The 17260-nt window shown below is 63.8% G+C and carries 14 protein-coding genes; 7 read left to right on the forward strand and 7 right to left on the reverse strand.

Going from position 1 to position 17260, the window contains the following annotated elements; genetic code table 11:
* Positions 1-7 precede the first annotated feature (7 nt).
* Both MUU56_RS05895 and MUU56_RS05900 read right to left on the reverse strand, forming a co-directional pair.
* Complete coding sequence (locus MUU56_RS05895; RefSeq protein WP_244766379.1) at positions 8-1210, reverse strand: NAD(P)/FAD-dependent oxidoreductase; 1203 nt, start codon at positions 1208-1210, stop codon at positions 8-10.
* Positions 1211-1294: 84 nt separating this feature from the next.
* Positions 1295-2836, reverse strand: a complete 1542-nt coding sequence (locus MUU56_RS05900; protein WP_244766380.1) for an aldehyde dehydrogenase family protein — start codon at positions 2834-2836, stop codon at positions 1295-1297.
* A gap of 76 nt (positions 2837-2912) precedes the next feature.
* On the opposite strand from MUU56_RS05900, the gene MUU56_RS05905 reads away from it, so the two are divergent.
* The 6 genes from MUU56_RS05905 to MUU56_RS05930 are packed head-to-tail and all read left to right on the forward strand — an operon-like array spanning position 2913 to position 10500.
* Positions 2913-4565, forward strand: coding sequence for a hydantoinase B/oxoprolinase family protein (locus MUU56_RS05905; RefSeq protein WP_244766381.1), 1653 nt, complete (start codon positions 2913-2915; stop codon positions 4563-4565).
* Positions 4555-6663, forward strand: a complete 2109-nt coding sequence (locus MUU56_RS05910; RefSeq protein ID WP_244766382.1) for a hydantoinase/oxoprolinase family protein — start codon at positions 4555-4557, stop codon at positions 6661-6663. Before MUU56_RS05905 ends, MUU56_RS05910 begins: the two co-directional genes overlap by 11 nt.
* A complete protein-coding gene (locus MUU56_RS05915) occupies positions 6663-8273 on the forward strand; it encodes a thiamine pyrophosphate-binding protein (RefSeq protein ID WP_244766383.1) in 1611 nt (536 codons plus the stop codon). Before MUU56_RS05910 ends, MUU56_RS05915 begins: the two co-directional genes overlap by 1 nt.
* A gap of 11 nt (positions 8274-8284) precedes the next feature.
* On the forward strand, positions 8285-9070 hold the full coding sequence (locus tag MUU56_RS05920) for an SDR family NAD(P)-dependent oxidoreductase (RefSeq protein WP_244766384.1): 786 nt from the start codon (positions 8285-8287) through the stop codon (positions 9068-9070).
* Positions 9071-9082: 12 nt separating this feature from the next.
* A complete protein-coding gene (locus tag MUU56_RS05925; protein WP_244766385.1) occupies positions 9083-9997 on the forward strand; it encodes a branched-chain amino acid transaminase in 915 nt (304 codons plus the stop codon).
* A gap of 26 nt (positions 9998-10023) precedes the next feature.
* Positions 10024-10500, forward strand: coding sequence for a MaoC family dehydratase (locus MUU56_RS05930; RefSeq protein ID WP_244766386.1), 477 nt, complete (start codon positions 10024-10026; stop codon positions 10498-10500).
* A 32-nt stretch (positions 10501-10532) separates the two neighbouring features.
* On the opposite strand, the gene MUU56_RS05935 is transcribed toward MUU56_RS05930, so the two are convergent.
* Genes MUU56_RS05935 through MUU56_RS05945 form a run of 3 tightly spaced genes read right to left on the reverse strand, consistent with a single transcriptional unit; the run spans position 10533 to position 13172 of the window.
* Positions 10533-11384 carry a FadR/GntR family transcriptional regulator gene (locus tag MUU56_RS05935; RefSeq protein ID WP_244766387.1) on the reverse strand — a complete coding sequence of 284 codons (852 nt, stop codon included), beginning with the start codon at positions 11382-11384 and terminating at the stop codon, positions 10533-10535.
* 34 nt (positions 11385-11418) lie between these two features.
* Positions 11419-12873 (reverse strand): FAD-dependent oxidoreductase, encoded by a 1455-nt coding sequence (locus MUU56_RS05940; protein WP_244766388.1) that lies wholly within the window; start codon positions 12871-12873, stop codon positions 11419-11421.
* Positions 12870-13172: a (2Fe-2S)-binding protein gene (locus MUU56_RS05945; RefSeq protein ID WP_244766389.1), complete on the reverse strand. Its 303-nt coding sequence runs from the start codon at positions 13170-13172 to the stop codon at positions 12870-12872. The genes MUU56_RS05940 and MUU56_RS05945 overlap by 4 nt, the downstream gene beginning before the upstream one ends.
* 194 nt (positions 13173-13366) lie before the next feature.
* Between MUU56_RS05945 and MUU56_RS05950 the strand changes: the two genes are divergently transcribed.
* Positions 13367-14350, forward strand: coding sequence for an NAD(P)-dependent oxidoreductase (locus MUU56_RS05950; protein WP_244766390.1), 984 nt, complete (start codon positions 13367-13369; stop codon positions 14348-14350).
* A gap of 244 nt (positions 14351-14594) precedes the next feature.
* Here the strand turns inward: MUU56_RS05950 and MUU56_RS05955 are convergent, their stop codons facing one another.
* Both MUU56_RS05955 and MUU56_RS05960 read right to left on the reverse strand, forming a co-directional pair.
* Positions 14595-16781, reverse strand: coding sequence for an acetate--CoA ligase family protein (locus MUU56_RS05955; protein ID WP_244766391.1), 2187 nt, complete (start codon positions 16779-16781; stop codon positions 14595-14597).
* Positions 16782-16830: 49 nt separating this feature from the next.
* Positions 16831-17259, reverse strand: coding sequence for a Zn-ribbon domain-containing OB-fold protein (locus tag MUU56_RS05960; protein ID WP_244766392.1), 429 nt, complete (start codon positions 17257-17259; stop codon positions 16831-16833).
* Position 17260 lies beyond the last annotated feature (1 nt).

Genomic DNA, 17260 nt, shown 5'->3' on the forward strand with positions numbered 1-17260 from the left:
TGATCTCCTATTGAATGGGTGGCGCCACGAGATTGCCAAGATGGCCGACACGGCTCACCGGCTCGTCGGACGCTTCGATGTCGAGTGGCCGTTCAAACCGGACGGGCGCGAATGGATCGAGGCTGACCGTCGGGGTTTCGCCGAGGATCGCCTGCGCCAGGCTCTCGGTTACCGACGGCGCGATCGCCATGCCGTGGCCGTTGAAACCAGTCGCAATCCACAGACCGGAGACATGCTCGGCCGGTCCGATCATGGCGCGGCCGTCGGGCGTGAGGTCGAAGAGACCGCTCCAGCTGCGCACGATATGCGCGTCCTTGAGGGCCGGCACCAGCCGGATCGTCTCCCTGGCGATCGCTTCGATCTTGCTCGGTTCGACGCGTTGCGGCGCATCCGGAGCGATGTCGCTGGCCGGGCCGAGGCCGAGCAGCAGCGTTCCGCTGGCGGTTTGACAGAAGCTTATTCGTGGCGAGGCGCAGCGAAGGTAGGGGCCGGTTACGAAGGGCAGCTTCTCCGTCACCAGGATCTGGTGGAGCGCGAGGCTGATCGGCGTCTTGATTCCAAGCGGTTCGAGGAGGCGGACACTGTCGCCGGCCGCCGCGACGAGGACGCTCTCCGTCGCTATCCGGCCGGCACTGGTTTGAACGGCCGTAACCTTGCCGTGGTCGTGCTCGATCAGGTCCGCGGCAGTTCCGCGAAGGAAGCGGACACCGGCGAGCTTGGCTTGCCGGGCGGCCTCCCATGTGGCCAGCTGCCCGTTGACGTGCCCGTCCTGTGTCGTCAGGAAACCGGCGACGATGTCCGGCGAAATATGGGGAACGAGTTCGCGAAGGGCGGCGCCCTCGACGATATGCGCATCGAGACCGATCGCCCTGTGGCGGTCGACTTCGATCTGGAAATCGGCGGTGAGGGTCTCGTCATAACTCACCAGCAGATTGCCGGTCACTCTGTACTCGACCGTCGTCCGGGCGCTTTCTTCGAAGCCCTGCCAAAGGACAAGCGACCGGTTGATGAGATCGCGCTCGACGGCCTCACGCAGCTGCACACGCACGTTTCCGCGGTTTCGGCCTGAGCCGTTATGCGCGATCTCGGCCTTTTCGACGACGCAAACCTGTTTGCCTGCACGGGCGAGGTGCAGGGCGGTCCAGCAGCCGATGATGCCACCCCCTATGACCACGAGGTCAGCGCTCTTGAGATTGGGTGAGTTCGACATTTCCTTCTCGGTCTCCGTCGGCGCGCCATTCAAGTCATGCGCCTGTTTGCGAGAATAGTGTTAAGAACGCCGTGCCCGCGACGGTCACGCAGGCCAGAAGATCGCCTTTGACTGGAGATACTGACGCAGGCCGTCCAAGCCCTTTTCACGCCCGAGGCCGCTTTGCTTGTGGCCTTGGAACGGCGTGGAAATCGAAAGGTTCTTGTAGGAGTTGAGCCAGAGCGTGCCGGTTTGAAGCCTGGTGGCGATCTTCCAGGCGCGTTCGATGTCGCGTGTCCACAGGCCGGCTGCCAGTCCGAACGCGCTGTCATTGGCCTGCGCGATCAAGTCCTCGTCGTTCTCGAAGGTGAGAATGACGCCGACAGGCCCGAAAACCTCCTGTTGCGCAATGTCCGAACGGTTCGAAAGCCCGTTCAGGAGGGTCGGGGGATAATAGGCGCCGGCGGCGAGTTTCTCGTCGGTCGGCAGGGCGCCGCCGGTCAGCAGATTTGCGCCGGCGGCCACGGCACGGCTGACATGGGCGTGAACGGTGTCTCGATGGGCGAAGCTCACCAAGGGGCCGAGATGCGTGCCGGGGTCCGCGGGGGATCCGAGCCGTAGGGATCGGGCGATGCCCACGAGCGTTGCGGTGAACGCGCTCGCGATCCGCTTTTCGATGAAGATCCGCGATCCCGCGACACAGCTCTGGCCCGCGCCGGAAAAGATGCCCATCGCGACGGCGTTGGCCGCCTTTTCCAGATCCGCGTCGGCACAGACGATATGCGGGGACTTGCCGCCGAGTTCGAGAACGACGGGCTTGAGCTGGCGTGCGGCCTCCGCTGCGATGTGCCGCCCGCCGGCCGTGCCGCCGGTGAAGCTGATCATGTCGATACCGGGATGGGACACCATCGCGCGGCCGAGCTCGATCCCGCCGGTCAGGACCGATACGATACCGCCGGGGAAACCGGCCTCCCTGGCCAGGGACGCATATTCCAGCCCGATGAGCGGCGTCACCTCCGACGGCTTCAGTATGACGGCATTGCCGGCAGCCAGGATCGGAGCCAGTTTCTGCGCCTCCAGGGTGGCCGGCGAATTCCAGGGCGTTATGGCGCCGACCACACCGACGGGAACATCGACCGCGATATTGAGATAGGCGCCCCGGGAAGGAGGAACCGTGCCCTCCATGGTCTCGCAGGCGGCCGCGTAATAGCGAAAGGTGTTCGCGGCACTTTCCAGAAGGGCGCGACATTCCGCGAGCGTCTTGCCGTTGTCCACCATCTGAACATGGGCAAGCCGCTCGCGATCACGATCGATGAGCTCACCCATCTTGTGCAGCATGCGGGCGCGCAAATGCGGTGCCAGGTCCGCCCAGGACGGTGCGGCGACAGCCTGGCGGGCCGCCCGTACCGCTTCGTCGAGGTCTTCCGCCGAAGCGGATGACAGGACCTCGATGACATCTCCCGTTGCCGGGTTCCTGCTTTCGAGCGGCATGCCGCGGCCCTCGGTCCAGACGCCTGCTGAGAAGAATGGTCGAGTTGCCATGAAGTGATTTCCTCTGGAGGTCGCCGGTGGGCCTGTCATTCCGACTTTGTATATGATACTAGTGCACTCATTAATCGCTGGCAAGTTCCAAAATTCCGTTGACATTACTTATATCAGTATACTAGTAATTTGAAAAGCCTTTAAGCCGGCCAACGGCTGTGGCGGTCCCCAGGAGCGGTTCATGAGCGATGTGTTCGACCCCATTTCCCTTGAGATTTATTGGTCTCGATTGATCTCGATCGCCGACGAGTCCGCGGCTGCCCTGCTGCGTACGGCGTTCTCGACGGTGGTCCGTGAATCCAATGACTTCACCACCGTTCTCATGGACGCCGATTGCAACTGCCTCTCGGAAAACACCGCGGGCATCCCGTCCTTCGTCGGCATGTTGCCGAGCGCGGTCCGCTCGTTCCTTCAGCATATTCCGCGCGAGGAATGGCGGCCCGGCGACTGCATCATCACCAATGATCCGGAAATCGGCTCGGGGCACCTGCCGGACATCACGATGGCCGCGCCGATCTTCTACAAGGATCGCCTGGTCGGCTTCTCGGGTTCGATCGCGCACCTGCCTGACATCGGCGGCGCCGGCTGGGCGGGGGACTGCCGCGAGCTGGTCGAGGAAGGACTTCGCCTCATGCCGGTGAAGTTCATCAGCGAGGGGCGCGAAAACACCTATGTGACCCAGCTTCTCCGTCACAATGTCCGCGCTCCCGACCAGGTCATCGGCGACATCTACGCCCAGGTCTCCGCGCAGCGGGTCTGCGCCGCCGGCGTCCGGCAGTTTCTGGAAGACACCGGCATGGACGATCTCGTCCTGCTGTCCGCCGAACTTCGCGCCCGCGCGGAAGCCGCCATGCGCAAGGCGATCGTGGCGCTGCCTGACGGCTCCTGGACATCGAGCGTGCGCGCCGACGGCTTCGACGCCGACGAGACCTTCATCAACTGCCGGCTGACCATTCGTGGTTCGGATCTCGAGATCGATTTCGAAGGAACCTCGCCGCAGATCAATCGCGGCATCAACTCGGTGCTCAAATACACGACGGCATACGCCACCTATCCCATCAAATGCGCCCTCGACCCGGAAAGCCCCCGCAACGAAGGCTCGTTCCAGCCGGTTTCGGTGAAGGCGCCGGTCGGTTCCATCCTCAATCCGATCTTCCCGGCACCTGTCGCCGCGCGCCAGCTGACAGGGCACCTTCTTACCGGCGCGATCTATGGATGCCTGGCGCAGGTCGTTCCCGAGCTGGTCGTCGCGGAATCCGGCAGCGCCCCGACGCTGCGTACCGTCTTCGGTGGCCGCACGCGGGATGGCCAGGCCTTCAACCAGGTTCTGTTCGCCTCGGGTGGCCTCGGCGCCAGCAGCAGGATGGATGGCTACGGCTGCACGGCCTTCCCCTCGAACACCGGCGCCGGCAGTATCGAGGTGCTGGAAAGCGTCTCGCCCTTGCTCGTGCGCCACAAGGAGCTGGCGCAGGATTCCGGCGGCGCGGGCAGGTTCCGGGGCGGCCTGGGCCAGGACGTCGTGCTGGACATCCAGTCCGACAGCCCGGTCAATATCTCGCTCCTTTCGGACCGCCACAAATACCCGCCGCAAGGTCTGCTCGGCGGCCGACCCGGCTCGAAATCGATCGTGGCCCTGTCGGACGGGACGCGCCTGCACCCCAAGTCGCGCAGCGTCCTGCAGCCGGGCGAAACCCTGCACATTCATTTTCCGGGCGGCGGTGGCTTCGGCCCGCCGGCCGACAGAGACCCCGCCGCGATCAAGCGGGACATCGAATTTGGATACGTGTCGCAGGATGCGGCCGAGAAGCTCTATGGGGTGCGAAATGACCGCTAATCTCCGTGTCAGGATCGGTGTCGACGTCGGCGGGACATTTACCGATCTCGTTCTCGTCGATGACCGTCGTGGTGTGATCTACACCGGAAAGCAGCTCACCACGCACCAGGACCCCTCGCAGGCGATCTGCGAAGGCATCGCGCGGATCGTGCGGGAATCGGGGCTCACGATCGATCAGGTCGATGGCATCGTCCACGGCACGACGCTGGTGACGAACACCCTGATCGAACGGAACGGATCGCGCGTCGGTCTTGTGACCACGAAGGGGTTCCGCGATGTCCTGGAGGTCGGCCACGAGATGCGCTACGACCTCTACGACCTCTTCATGGAAAAGCCGGAGCCGCTCGTCCCTCGGCCGCTTCGCCTGACCGTGACCGAACGCATGTCGGCAAAGGGCGAGGTTCTCGAACCCCTCGACGAAGAGGAGGTCCTGGCGGCGGCGAGGCAGCTGGTCGAGGCCGGGGTCGATGCGATCGCCGTCAGCTTCCTCAATGCCTTCGCCAACCCCTCGCATGAAACGCGGGCCGCGGAACTGATCGCGGGGGCTTATCCGGACATCCCCGTCACGACGTCCGTCGGCGTCGCCCCGGAAATCCGGGAATACGAGCGGACCTGCACGGCCGCTGCCAATGCCTACGTGCTCCCGCAGATGCGCCGCTACATCAAGGTCCTGCGCCAGAAGCTTCAGGACCTCGGCTTCCGCGGAACATTGAGCGTGATGCTTTCCAACGGCGGCACGGCCGCGCTCGGCGTTGCCGAGGATGCGCCGATCCAGATGATCGAGTCCGGTCCCGCCGCCGGCGCGATATCGGGCGCCCACTACGCTGGCCTCAGCGACACCGATCATGCGGTCGCCTTCGACATGGGCGGCACGACAGCGAAGATGTGTCTGATCGAGAAGGGCCAGCCCGAACATTCGCAGACCTTCGAAGCCGGCCGCGTTCGCCGTTTCCGACAGGGCTCCGGCATCCCGCTGAAGGTCCCGGTCATCGATCTCATCGAGATCGGCGCCGGCGGCGGCTCGATCGCGCGGCTCGACCGGATGGGCCTCCTGAAGGTCGGCCCGGACAGCGCGAGTTCCGAGCCGGGGCCGGTCTGCTATCGCAAGGGGGGAGAAAACCCGACCGTTACCGATGCGGACCTCATGCTCGGCTATCTCTCGCCCGAATACTTCCTGGGCGGGGAGCTGGAACTCGACACCGGCGCCGTCGAGGCCGCCCTGAAAAGGAAGCTCGCGGACGATGCCGGGCTGGAGACGATCGAAAGCGCCGCCGGCATCCATGCCGTCGTCAACAACAACATGGCGGCCGCCACGCGGCGCTACATCGCCGAGAAGGGCCGCGATCCCCGCAAATATACGCTGATCGCGACGGGCGGCGCCGGACCGGTCCATGCATACGGGCTCGCCAAGGAACTCAAGATCAGCCGCCTGATCATCCCGTTCGGTGCCGGCGTCAGCTCGGCCCTTGGTTTCCTGCTTGCAGCCCCGGCGGTCAATGACGTCCGCAGCCAGATCGTCCTGCTCGATCAGGCAACGCCGGAGGTCGCGGCGGGTCTCTACGGACAGATGCGGGAAAACGCAGTCGCGCAGCTGACGGCGGCTGGTGCGAACCGGCACGAGGTGACGATGAAGTCGTCCGTCGACATTCGCTATCGGGGGCAGGGCTTCGATATCGAAGTGGAGCTTCCGGGCGATTTCCTCGAAGCGGACTTCCGCGCGGGGCTGAAGGCACGGTTCGAAGAAAAGTACGAGCTCCTGTTCGGCCGCCACATCACCGATGTGCCGATCGAGATCGTCTCCTGGCGCCTCACGGCGAGCTGCCCGCGCCCGGAAATCAAACTGCAGTTCGAGGGCCGGCAGATCGACCGGCGCGAAGCCCGCAAGGGAACGCGCCGCGTGCATTTCGGCCAGTCCGGCTTCGTCGAGGCGCAGGTCTACAACCGCTACGGCCTGACGGCCGGGACGACCTTCAAGGGACCGGCGGTGATCGAGGAGCGCGAGTCCACCGCCGTTGTCGGCCCCGACGCCACGGTCAGCGTCGATCAGCACCTGAACCTGATCGTCGACATTCAAGATACCAGAGGAGATCTCGTCTAATGGCTAGCACAGTCGAAGTTTTGGCCGACGCCATCAAGGAAAGCGGCACGCCCTTTATCGTCGGCCATCCGGGCGGCGAGACCGTCGAGCTGATGGATGCGGCCAGCCAGCGCGACATGCGCTATATCCTGATGAAGCAGGAGACGGCCGGCGCGATCCTCGCCGCGACATGGGGCGAGATCACCGGCAGTCCGGGCGTCTGCACGTCGACCCGCGGGCCGGGCGCCACGAACATGGTCAACGGGGTCGCCTATGCCTGGCTCGACCGCGCACCGCTCATCGCCCTCACCGATCAGTATCCGGGCGCGACCCTGGAAACCGGCCAGCGCCAGGTGATCAATCATCGGGCGATCTACGATCCGATCACCAAATGGAGCACGACGCTCTATGCGAAGAGCGCGCAGCAGCAGATCCGCCGTGCTCTGAGGACTGCCACCGCTCCGACACCGGGGCCCGTTCATATCGACGTTCCGGCGGGGGAAACGACTGCCGAAGCCCCGGAGATGAAGTTTCCGCCGGATCTGCGGCAAAACACGCTGTCGACGATCCCCGTCGAGGAAACGCTGACGCCGGCGCTCGACATGATCCGCCGGGCGAAGCGGCCGATCCTTCTTGCGGGTCTCGGCGTGCTGTGGGACCGGGCATCGGCCGAGCTCGTCGGCTTCGCCGAGGCACTTGGCGCACCGGTTCTGACGACGTCGAAGTGCAAGGGCGTCATTTCCGAGGACCATCCGCTCCGCGCCGGCTGCATCATCGGCGGCCTGATCGAGCGCGATCTCGTCAGCCAGGCGGATCTCATCATCACCGTCGGCCTTGACGCCGTCGAGCTTCAGCCGAAGGCGTGGCCCTACGGCACGCCGCTCCTGAGCCTTGCGAATACCCCGACGCTCGATGCGCTCGTCCCCGCGACGCTCGAAATCCTCGGTGAGATCAATGGTCTCCTCAAGGGGCTGCGCGCCGGCATCGGCGGCCAGGGGGAATGGGGCGAGAAGGCCGCCGCCACGTTCCGCACCGCGGTCATCGACGCCCTGAACGTGCCGACCAAGGGGCTTTCGCCTCACCGCGCGATGGAAGTCGCGCGCGCAGCGCTTCCGCGCGACACGATCGCGACGTGCGATGCCGGTGCAAGCCGACTGCTCGTCGTGCAGAAGTGGGAATCCTACGGTCCCCGCGAGTTCCTGACGTCGAACGGCCTCGGTACGATGGGCTACGCGATCCCGGGCGCGCTTGCCGCGCGCCTTGCCCATCCGGGCCGCCCTGTCATTGCTTTCGCCGGCGACGGCGGTTTCCTCATGGCTGTCGGCGATCTGCACACGGCGGTGAAGGAAAAGCTTCCGATCATCGTCATGGTCTTCGACGACCGCGAGATCGCCCTGATCCGCATCAAGCAGGAACTGAAGAAGATCAAGCGGTTCGGCATCGAACTGGGCGGTTTGGACTGGGTCAGTCTCGCGCAGGGCTTTGGTGCCGATGGCGTCGTCGTCGAGACGGAAGGCCAGCTGACCGACGCCCTTCAGGCAGCGGTGAAGTCCGGCAATACGACCGTCATCGCCGTTCGCATCGATGGCTCGTGCTACGTGGATCAGTTCAACGCTCTGCGTGAGCTTTAAGGGGCATCGAAATGCGTATGAAGGGAAAACGTGTTGTCGTCACGGGAGGCGCGCGTTCGATCGGACGCGCCTGCGCCGAACGCTTCGCCGAGGAAGGCGCGGATGTCGCCATCCTCGATGTTCTTGCCGACCGGGGCGGGACAACCGCGGCGGAGATCGCCAGGCAATACGGCGTCGATTGCCGTTTCTATGAATGCGACGTCGGCACGAAATCGTCGGTGGACAGCACCATCGACCGGGTCATCGGGGACTTGGGCGCCATCGACATCCTTTTTTCCAATGCCGGCATCACGCGCCGTGCCGACTTCCTCGAGCTCACCGAGGAAGACTGGGACGATGTCATCCGGATCAATCTGAAGTCGATGTATCTGGTCGGCCAGAAGGTCGCCAGGCATATGGTCGAGCGCGGCGGAGGGGGGGCGATCGTCAATATGTCGTCCTCCTCGGTCAGGATGACCATGCCGACGATTGCACCCTATGCCGCGTCGAAAGGGGGTATTTCGGCGCTCACGACGGCCATGTCGCTGTCGCTGGCTCCGCACGGCATCCGTGTGAACGCCGTCGGTCCGGGCACGATCTACACCGAGCTCAACAAGGACAATCTCCTCAAGGATGTGGAGAAGCGCCGGGAAGTCCTGTCGCGCATCCCGCTGATGCGTTTTGGCGAGGGACGCGACGTCGCCAACGTCGTGCTGTTCCTGGCCAGTGACGACGCCGGCTACATCACCGGCGAGACCCTCTACATCGACGGCGGCCGGTCCGGTCTCAACTACACCCTTCCCGTCGAAGAGAAATAGGAACCATCCGTCATGTCCGACTACTCAAATCTTCTGGTCTATCTCGACGGAGAATTCGTCGCGTGGAACGACGCCAGGATCCACGTTTTCACTCCGGCGGTCAAATACGGCGCCGCCGTGTTCGAGGGCATTCGTGGATATTGGAATGCCGACACGGAAAAGATGTATCTCTTCCGGCTCGAAGAGCATATGCGACGCCTGGAGCTCAGCCAGCGGATCATGCGCTTCGGCCGGATCGTCCCGGCTGAAACCATGATGGAGGCGACTGTCGATCTCATTCGCAGGAATGCGTTCCGTGCGGCGGTCCACATTCGCCCGACGGTCTATGTCGCCGGCGCCGGCGAGAGCAATGCGCAGACCCCGATCGGCACGTTCATAACGGCAATCGCGCGCGATACGCCCAAGAAGGTGGAACGTGGCGTGCGCGCTCAAATCTCGTCCTGGCAGCGCATCTCGGATAACGTCATGCCGGCGCGCGCCAAGGCGAACGGCAATTATAACAATTCCCGTTATGCCGGCCTGCAGGCCGCCAAGGACGGCTATGATGCGGCGATTTTCCTCAACAGCCGTGGCAAGCTGTCGGAAGGTCAGGCAATGTGCCTCTTCCTCGTTCGCAACGGCGTTGCGGTGACGCCCTCGGCAACGAGCGACATCCTCGAGAGCATCACGCGTGATACCGTCATTCGCCTGCTTCGCGAGAAAGGTATCGAGGTGCAGGAACGGGACGTCGATCGCAGCGAATTCTTCGATGCGAGCGAGGCGTTTTTCTGCGGGACCGGGGCCGAGATCACGCCGATCATCGATGTCGACGGCGACGCTATCGGCGCCGGCACGCCCGGCGAGCTGACCAGGGCACTGCAGGCCACGTATTTCGATCTCGCGTTCGGTCGCTCGAACCCGGATCACGCGTGGCTGACGGCGGTATGACAGGCGGTATGGACGAGGAGGGCGCGATGGATACACGGATCTTGTCGACGGTCGATGCGGTTCTCGCCGCGATCGGCAGGGAAATCGGCGTAAGCGAATGGCTGCTGATTGAGCAGTCGCGCGTCGACGCCTTCGCGGCTGTCGTCGGAGATTTCCAATGGATCCATTGCGACCCTGCACGGGCCGCGAAGGAGAGTGCGTTCGGCGGTACGATCGCCCATGGCGCCCTCACATTGTCGCTGGTCTCGACCCTGCGCGAAGACCTGCGCGGAACGCGGATCGAGCTGAACGCGAAGATGGGCGTGCTCTACGGGTACAACAAAGTGCGTTTTGTCTCGCCCGTCCCCGTGGGGTCGAGGATCCGCCTGCGGCAGACCCTGGCCGATGCAAAACTGGTCAAGCCGGGGGTTTTCGAAATGCAGTTCAAGGAGACCGTCGAGGTCGAGGGCAAGGAGCGCCCGGCGCTCATCGTCGAGGCCATCAACCGCAAGTTCCTGGACTGAGAAGGCCGGAACGCCTCGTGATCTGCTTCGACCTATCGAAGCAGGTTTCTCGTCATCTGCTCGCTCGTGGCGTCGTTTCGGAGCTTGTAGCCGGTTTGCGAGGACCGGACCGCGAACTCGCACTGATGCGCGTGATCGAGCGTTGCCTCACGAGCCGCTTCGGCATCGCCCTTCTTGATCGCATCGACGATACGCTGGTGTTCTTCCGCGACTTTCAGCGGCCGTTCGCCCACGCCCTGATAGTCCAGGCGGACGATCACCTGCCGGATCATCGTGCTGAGGAAGATCAGCATCTGGTTCTTGGTGGCGCGCGCCAGCAACACATGGAAGCGGTTTGCCTGGGTTTGGCAAAGCACGCGGTCCGTGGTGTTGGCGAGCATGATGTCGATCGATTCCTGGAGGGCGTCGATGTCTTCCTTCGTGTGCCGCTGTGTCGCCAACTCGGCTATGATCGGCTCGATGTGTTCGAGCGTCTCGTGGACCTGGTCGATCGAGGTGTTCTGCAGCCGCATGAGCGTTGTGATCGCCGGCACGAACTTCAGCGGATCAGGCTCGCAGATCTCCGCGCCGCCGTTTCGGCCGGAGACCAGGCGGATGAGGCCTTCCGCTTCCAGCGTTCGCAAGGCCTCGCGGATGACCGCGCGGCTGAAGCCGAACTGCTCGATCAGATCCTTCTCCTGCGGCAGGCGGTCGCCGACGCGCAGCTTGCCGGCATCGACCGCCTCTCGAATCTGAGAGACGATCACCTGAGACGCTTTTCCGGGATTGGCTGAATCAAACATCTTCCTGGTCGCCGCCTGCGATGTGTCTTGCTGAGTATCCACCAGACTAAGGCCTCGCGCTGTTTCTCGATATCTGTCTATCGGGGTTACTATTCTACTCATACCCAATCCGTCTTTGCATGTCTATCATACGCCCTCAGGGCGTTTGATCTGTCGGTCGCAGCCCTCCTTGCGTCGGATCGAGCCATGGCGCGACTTCACGCAGGGCCAAGGGTTTGACGGGCATTCGCGCCGTGTCGGGCGCCGGGATGCTGTCGGCGGCAGCGCAATACCGGCGGACGAGTTGCGCGACGGCAAAACCGCACATCCGCCCCTGGCATCTTCCCATGCCGGCACGCGTGCATTGCTTCACCGCTCGCTGGGCCCCGTCCCACATCTCGGCATGGTAGTCGATTTCCCTGCGAGGGACGGACTCGCATCGGCAGACGATCGTATCCGGCTTCGTGAGATCGAAGATCTTCGGCTTCAGCGCGAAGGACTTCAGCATGTGGTGAGCGAACTGCCGGCCGGCCGACCTGGTTCGCGACGCTGCCTCCCGTTTTTGGACCGCTTCCGGAGCAAGCCTGTGGCCCAGGTGCTCGAGAACGCTTGCGGCGGCAAGGATGCCCTCGGCCTTCGCCACGCGGTGCCCGCCAATTCCGGCGATTTCACCGGCAAGATAAACGCCTTCACGCGAGGTTTGGAGCTGACCGTCGGCTTTGACGAAGTGTGCCTGCTGAACCGGATCCCAGCGCAGCTCGCATCCCAGAAGCCGGGCTATCTGAACATTCGGCACGAAGCTGAAACTGGTCAGCAACGTATCGGCGGGTATCGTTCGGCGCGTTCCGGGAATCTCGCTGTGCGCAGCGTCGAATTCGGCGACCACGACCGCACGCAGAGCGACATCGCCAACAGCTTCCACGACGCTGGTGCCCATGGAGACGTGAAGGCCCAGTCGCCGCATCCTGGCCAGGTACCCGAGCGCTTCCCGATAGATATGAAAATGCCTGTAGGGCTGCTTGACGCGGAGAGGCCAGAAGCGATCACGCGACAGTTCGCAGATTGCCGCCAGTTCGGCGCCTGCAGCCGCCAGCTGGGTCGATACCGGATACAGAAAGGGGCCTGTGCCGGCAATCACGACCTGTTTTCCGGGAAGAATCCCCTGGGCTTTCAAGAGGGTCTGGGCGGCCCCGGCCGTCATGACACCGGGCAGAGTCCATCCGGGAAACGGGATAACCCGTTCATGGGCGCCGGTGGCCAGAATGATCGCTCCCGCCGATATGCGCCCCGAATGTCCGCCCTGCGTATAAAGGATGGTCTTGCTGTCCTCGACGCCCCAAACGAGGGTGTCGGTGGAGATGGTTGCGTGATCGGCCTTGATCTTGCCAATCAGGTCGCGACCCGCCTCCTGCGAGGGGCCGACGATCGTTTCGGGCAGGGAGCCGGCCAGCCTGCTCTGACGATAATACTGGCCGCCGGGACGCGCATTCTCGTCGAGAACGACGACGTTCACACCCGCATCGCTGAGGAGCGCGGCGGCCGAAAGGCCGGCCGGGCCGGCACCGATGACCAGGACGTCCGTGCTGGCTGGAGGGCGCTGCTGCGTCGTCATTCCGCACGATCCTTCGACAAGGCGGGAACCTCGATTGTCATGCCGGGCTTGCAGGCCGTCATGCACGCTCGCTGGGACCGCTGGCCGTCCACGTCGACAAGACAGTCGTAGCAGACGCCCATCCCGCAGAACTGGCCGCGTTCGCGGCCGGTTTCGCGAGTTTTCCTGAAAACGTTCATGCCCGCAGCGAGGAGGACACCGGCCACCGTCTCGCCGGGATATGCGCGGACCGGCATTCCATTCACGGAAATGTCGAACGGTTGTCCGCGCTTTACGGGGGCGACGCGTAGATCAATCATTTTGACCTCACATTCATAAAACTAGTATACTATATATCCTGCCATGAAGGGTAAGTCCAGTGAACGGAACAAACATTCGAGGCGGCAGGAACCCGTTCTCCGTCGATGGTAGCGGACCTAGGCGGTTCCGTTGCGAAACTGCATTATTAGGTGTACTGGTATCATATAATCGTGCTGAGGGAGGTGAAACCGTCATGGTGCATTTGGCGTTTCTGGATGCCGTGGATCCGAGGATTCGGGAAGAGATCGGCAGGCTTCTTCCCTCCGGCTGGCAGGTATCGTGCACCCTTTCCAACGATAGGCGCGACCGGCAGGCGGCTGTCGCAGGTGCTGACGTGGCGATGATAATCGGAACGGGGATCGATGCTGCGCTCCTGGAGGCAGCGCCGAATCTGAAGTTTGTCCAGAAGCTCGGTGCGGGTGTCGACAATGTGGACCCCCAGGCGTGCCAGCGGCACAATGTAGGGCTCGCGCGTCTTCAGGCCGGGAATGCGGGGCAGGTCGCCGAGCATACCGTCCTGTTGATGCTGGCGGCACTCCGCCGGTTACCCTATTTCGATCGTCGGACACGGGCCGGACAGTGGTTGCGGGCGGAAGGTCGGGCGACTCAGCGGCAATTAGCCGGCAAGACGGTCGGGATCGTCGGTCTCGGCGCGATAGGGCGCGAGGTTGCGCGCCTTCTTGCCGGTTTTGACGTCGATGTCGTCTATTACGATATCAGACGGCCGGACGAGGATACCGAGGCAAGACTGGCGGTCCGCTTTTGCGAATACGAGGAGCTGCTCACCTGCTGCGACGTGGTCAGCCTGCATGTCCCGCTCACGGCGCAGACCCGGAACATGCTCGATGAAAGACGCATCAGGATGCTGAAGCCGGGCGCCACGATCGTCAATTGCGCCCGAGGGGGCTTGATAGACGAAGCGGCATTGGCACTCGCACTCGATCGCAAGGGGATCTTCGCGGCGGGTCTCGATACGTTCGACGTCGAACCTCTGCACGAATCGCCGCTGTTTACGCGCGACGATGTTGTGGTGACGCCCCATCTGGCGGGCGCGACACTGGAGAATTTCGTGAAGATCTATGAACGCGGCCTGGCGAATATCGAGCTGTTTCTGTCCGGACGCCCGCTCCCCGACGGCGAACTCTGCATCCGGCTGGGCGAGGGATGGTCAAACTAGAGCATTTCCAGCCGGAGCGGGATCGCTTCGGCGTCGGATAATGCGGTAAAAACAAGAACCTAGAGCATTTCCGGTGAACCGGAGTTCACCGGAAATGCTCTAGGCGGTCTTCCGCTTGCCGTGCGAGGGGAGACTTCCGATCCGGCATGGCCGGCGTTCGTTCCCGGTGCCGCCTGGCGGAAAAATCAGGGCGCCTCGATCGTGCTTTCGCCGGTCGAGGCGCCCATTCCGCTGGATGGTCCGATCATCCCTCGGTGACGATGAGGACGTCGAGTGCCTCGACCTTGTCCTCAAGGCACCATAGGGGGTTGATTTCGAACGCCTGCACCTGATCGCCGAGCGACAGGCTCGCCTGCGTGATCCGGTGGATCGCCGCCGCGGCCTTTGCGATATCCACTTTTGGGCCGCCCCGAGCGCCGTTCAACAGCGGGCTTGCGCGCAGAGAGCGAAGCATCGTCTGGATATCGTCCTGCGTCACAGGAAGGACGCGCAGGCTCACGTCCTTCAGGGTTTCGATCCAGATGCCCCCAAGTCCGACCGCGAGCGTGGGGCCGAAGGAAGGATCGATCGTGACGCCGGCGAAAAGTTCCACCCCACGAGGGCGCATCGGGCTCACAAGGACACCCTCGACATTGGCGCCCGCGACACGGCGCCCCGCCGCGGCGACGCGCTCGTAGGCGTCGCGCACCGCCTCGGCCGTCTGGAGATCGAGGGCTACGCCACCGACGTCGGACTTGTGCGCGATCTCGGCGGCGCAGATCTTCAGGACGACCGGATATCCGAGCTTTTCCGCGGCGATGACGGCTTCCTGCGCGTCGTTCACCAGTTCCGCCGGAACAAGCGGCACGCCGCTCGCTTCGAGAAGCTCGCGGCCGGCATATTCCGACCAGGGGCCTTTGCGGGAATCGTGAAGCGTGATCGCCGGCGCCGGGGTTTCGGCTTTGCCTGCGGCGAGGGCCGCGCTGCGGGCCTTTTGCCACCGGACGCAATGCCCGAGGGCCGTCATGCCGAACTCGATGCCGCCGAGCATGAAGATGCGGTTTGCATCGTAGAGCTCCCGCGCAAACGGACCCACTTCCATGCAACTCAGGCTGACCGGAACGATCGCGACAGGGGATTTGTCCAGCATGTCCCGAACATAGGCCATTCGGGCCGCTTCCTTTTCCGCCGCGGCATCGTCGGGACGGGTCTGCGGAACCACGTTGAAACCGAGATAGAGGACGAAGTCGATGTTCGGGTCACGGCTGACGATTTCCGCAACGACATCCATCGGAACGGCGGGCGTGCCCGTTTCGCGCAGGGTATCGACGGCAGCCGTGTCCAGGGGATTCTGCACCGTGGCGAATGAGGGGAGATAGTCCGCGAGCGCCTTCCTTGTCTCCGGGCTGAAGCCGGGAAGCTCCAGGCCTTCGTCGGATGCGCGGTCGGCAATGATGTCGCAGGCGCCGCCCGACGCGGTGACGGCGCCCATGCGTGCGCCCTTGATGTGCACGCCGCTCGCGAAGAGGCCGGCGGTGATCAGCAATTCCTCCAGGCTGCGCACGCGCGCAACGCCCACCTGGCGAAGGGCTGCATCGACCACGGCTTCGTCGCCGGCGACCGCGCCGGTATGGGCAAGCGCGGCTTTCTGACCTTCCGGCGTGCGCCCGGCCTTGAGCACGACGATCGCCTTGCCTGCGACGAGAGCCTGGCGCGCGAGATCGAGGAAGCGGCGCCCGTTGCGGAATTGCTCGGCGAAGATCGCGATCACCCGGGTCTCGCCATCGGCGATCAAATGCTCGATCACGTCCGCCGTATCGACGATGGCTTCGTTGCCCATGCAGATGAGCTTGGAAACGCCGATGCCATGGGTCCGGGCGAGCCTCATGATGACGGTGGCAAGCGCGCCGCTCTGAAGGACGATGGAAACGTTGCCGCTTTTCATCCCGGCCGGGATTTCCTGGCCATAGGCGGAAACACCCTCCGCGATGTTCACGAAGCCCGGGCAGTTCGGTCCAAGGATCGTGATGCCGTGCGCGGCGGCCTTGTCCTGCAGCTCGCGCTGGCGATCATGCGCGCCGGATTCGCCGAAGCCTGCGGCGATGATCACCGCGTTGCGGATCCCGACGCTGGAAGCATCGTCTAGGACCGACCCCACGAAATCGGTCGGAGTCGCGATATAGACGAGGTCCACCGGCTCCTTGAGATCGCGGAGGCTGGCGAGGCAGGGAATGCCGAAGATCGTCCGGCGCTTGGGATTGACCGGCACGATGCGGCCTTCGAAGCCCTGCGCTTTGAGGTTGCGGAAGATATTCCGGCCCCAATAGGACGTTTCGGACGCGCCGACGACCGCGATGCTGCGCGGTGAGAAAAAGCCGTTCAGGGAGAGGCCGGCGGAATGGCCGTTGGTTCGACCGTCGTCGCTCGACTGGCGGAGAGCCGGGGTGTTCATTGGTTTTCTCCTGGGTTGAGGAGGTACGCTTTTTTGGTGTGTGCCGGGCCTAAGCCTCGGCACGCACGACCGGACGGAACTTCGGCAGCGTCACGTCGTCCGTGACATGGTGGTAGACGATCTCGACGGGCATGCCGATCCTGACATGATCGGGATCCGCAGGGGCGTCGACGATGTTCGTCATCATGCGGCAGCCTTCGTCGAGTTCGACGAGCGCGACGACGTAGGGCGCATCGGCCTTGAAGGCCGGCCCCGGCGCCTTGTGGACGATCGTGAGCGTGTAGATCCGGCCGCGCCCGGAGACCGGGGTCCATTTCAGCCGGCGCGAACTGCAATGGGGGCAGAGCGCGCGGGGATAGAAAATGTGGGCTTCGCAATCGTCGCAACGCTGAACCTCGATTTTCTCCCGCTTGAGGCTTTCCCAGAACGGCGCCGTGACGGGGTCGGCTTTCGGAAGCGGCTTCGTGTATTCGGTCATG

This window comes from Shinella yambaruensis, assembly GCF_022899355.1.
Taxonomy (GTDB): Bacteria; Pseudomonadota; Alphaproteobacteria; order Rhizobiales; family Rhizobiaceae; genus Shinella; species Shinella yambaruensis.

Excerpts from the sequence above, each read along its gene's own strand:
- MUU56_RS05895 (WP_244766379.1), bottom strand. The coding sequence starts at position 1,210 with ATGTCGAACTCACCCAATCTCAAGAGCGCTGACCTCGTGGTCATAGGG.
- MUU56_RS05900 (WP_244766380.1), bottom strand. The coding sequence starts at position 2,836 with ATGTCAACGGAATTTTGGAACTTGCCAGCGATTAATGAGTGCACTAGT.
- MUU56_RS05905 (WP_244766381.1), top strand. The coding sequence starts at position 2,913 with ATGAGCGATGTGTTCGACCCCATTTCCCTTGAGATTTATTGGTCTCGA.
- MUU56_RS05910 (WP_244766382.1), top strand. The coding sequence starts at position 4,555 with ATGACCGCTAATCTCCGTGTCAGGATCGGTGTCGACGTCGGCGGGACA.
- MUU56_RS05915 (WP_244766383.1), top strand. The coding sequence starts at position 6,663 with ATGGCTAGCACAGTCGAAGTTTTGGCCGACGCCATCAAGGAAAGCGGC.
- MUU56_RS05920 (WP_244766384.1), top strand. The coding sequence starts at position 8,285 with ATGCGTATGAAGGGAAAACGTGTTGTCGTCACGGGAGGCGCGCGTTCG.
- MUU56_RS05925 (WP_244766385.1), top strand. The coding sequence starts at position 9,083 with ATGTCCGACTACTCAAATCTTCTGGTCTATCTCGACGGAGAATTCGTC.
- MUU56_RS05930 (WP_244766386.1), top strand. The coding sequence starts at position 10,024 with ATGGATACACGGATCTTGTCGACGGTCGATGCGGTTCTCGCCGCGATC.
- MUU56_RS05935 (WP_244766387.1), bottom strand. The coding sequence starts at position 11,384 with ATGAGTAGAATAGTAACCCCGATAGACAGATATCGAGAAACAGCGCGA.
- MUU56_RS05940 (WP_244766388.1), bottom strand. The coding sequence starts at position 12,873 with ATGACGACGCAGCAGCGCCCTCCAGCCAGCACGGACGTCCTGGTCATC.
- MUU56_RS05945 (WP_244766389.1), bottom strand. The coding sequence starts at position 13,172 with ATGATTGATCTACGCGTCGCCCCCGTAAAGCGCGGACAACCGTTCGAC.
- MUU56_RS05950 (WP_244766390.1), top strand. The coding sequence starts at position 13,367 with ATGGTGCATTTGGCGTTTCTGGATGCCGTGGATCCGAGGATTCGGGAA.
- MUU56_RS05955 (WP_244766391.1), bottom strand. The coding sequence starts at position 16,781 with ATGAACACCCCGGCTCTCCGCCAGTCGAGCGACGACGGTCGAACCAAC.
- MUU56_RS05960 (WP_244766392.1), bottom strand. The coding sequence starts at position 17,259 with ATGACCGAATACACGAAGCCGCTTCCGAAAGCCGACCCCGTCACGGCG.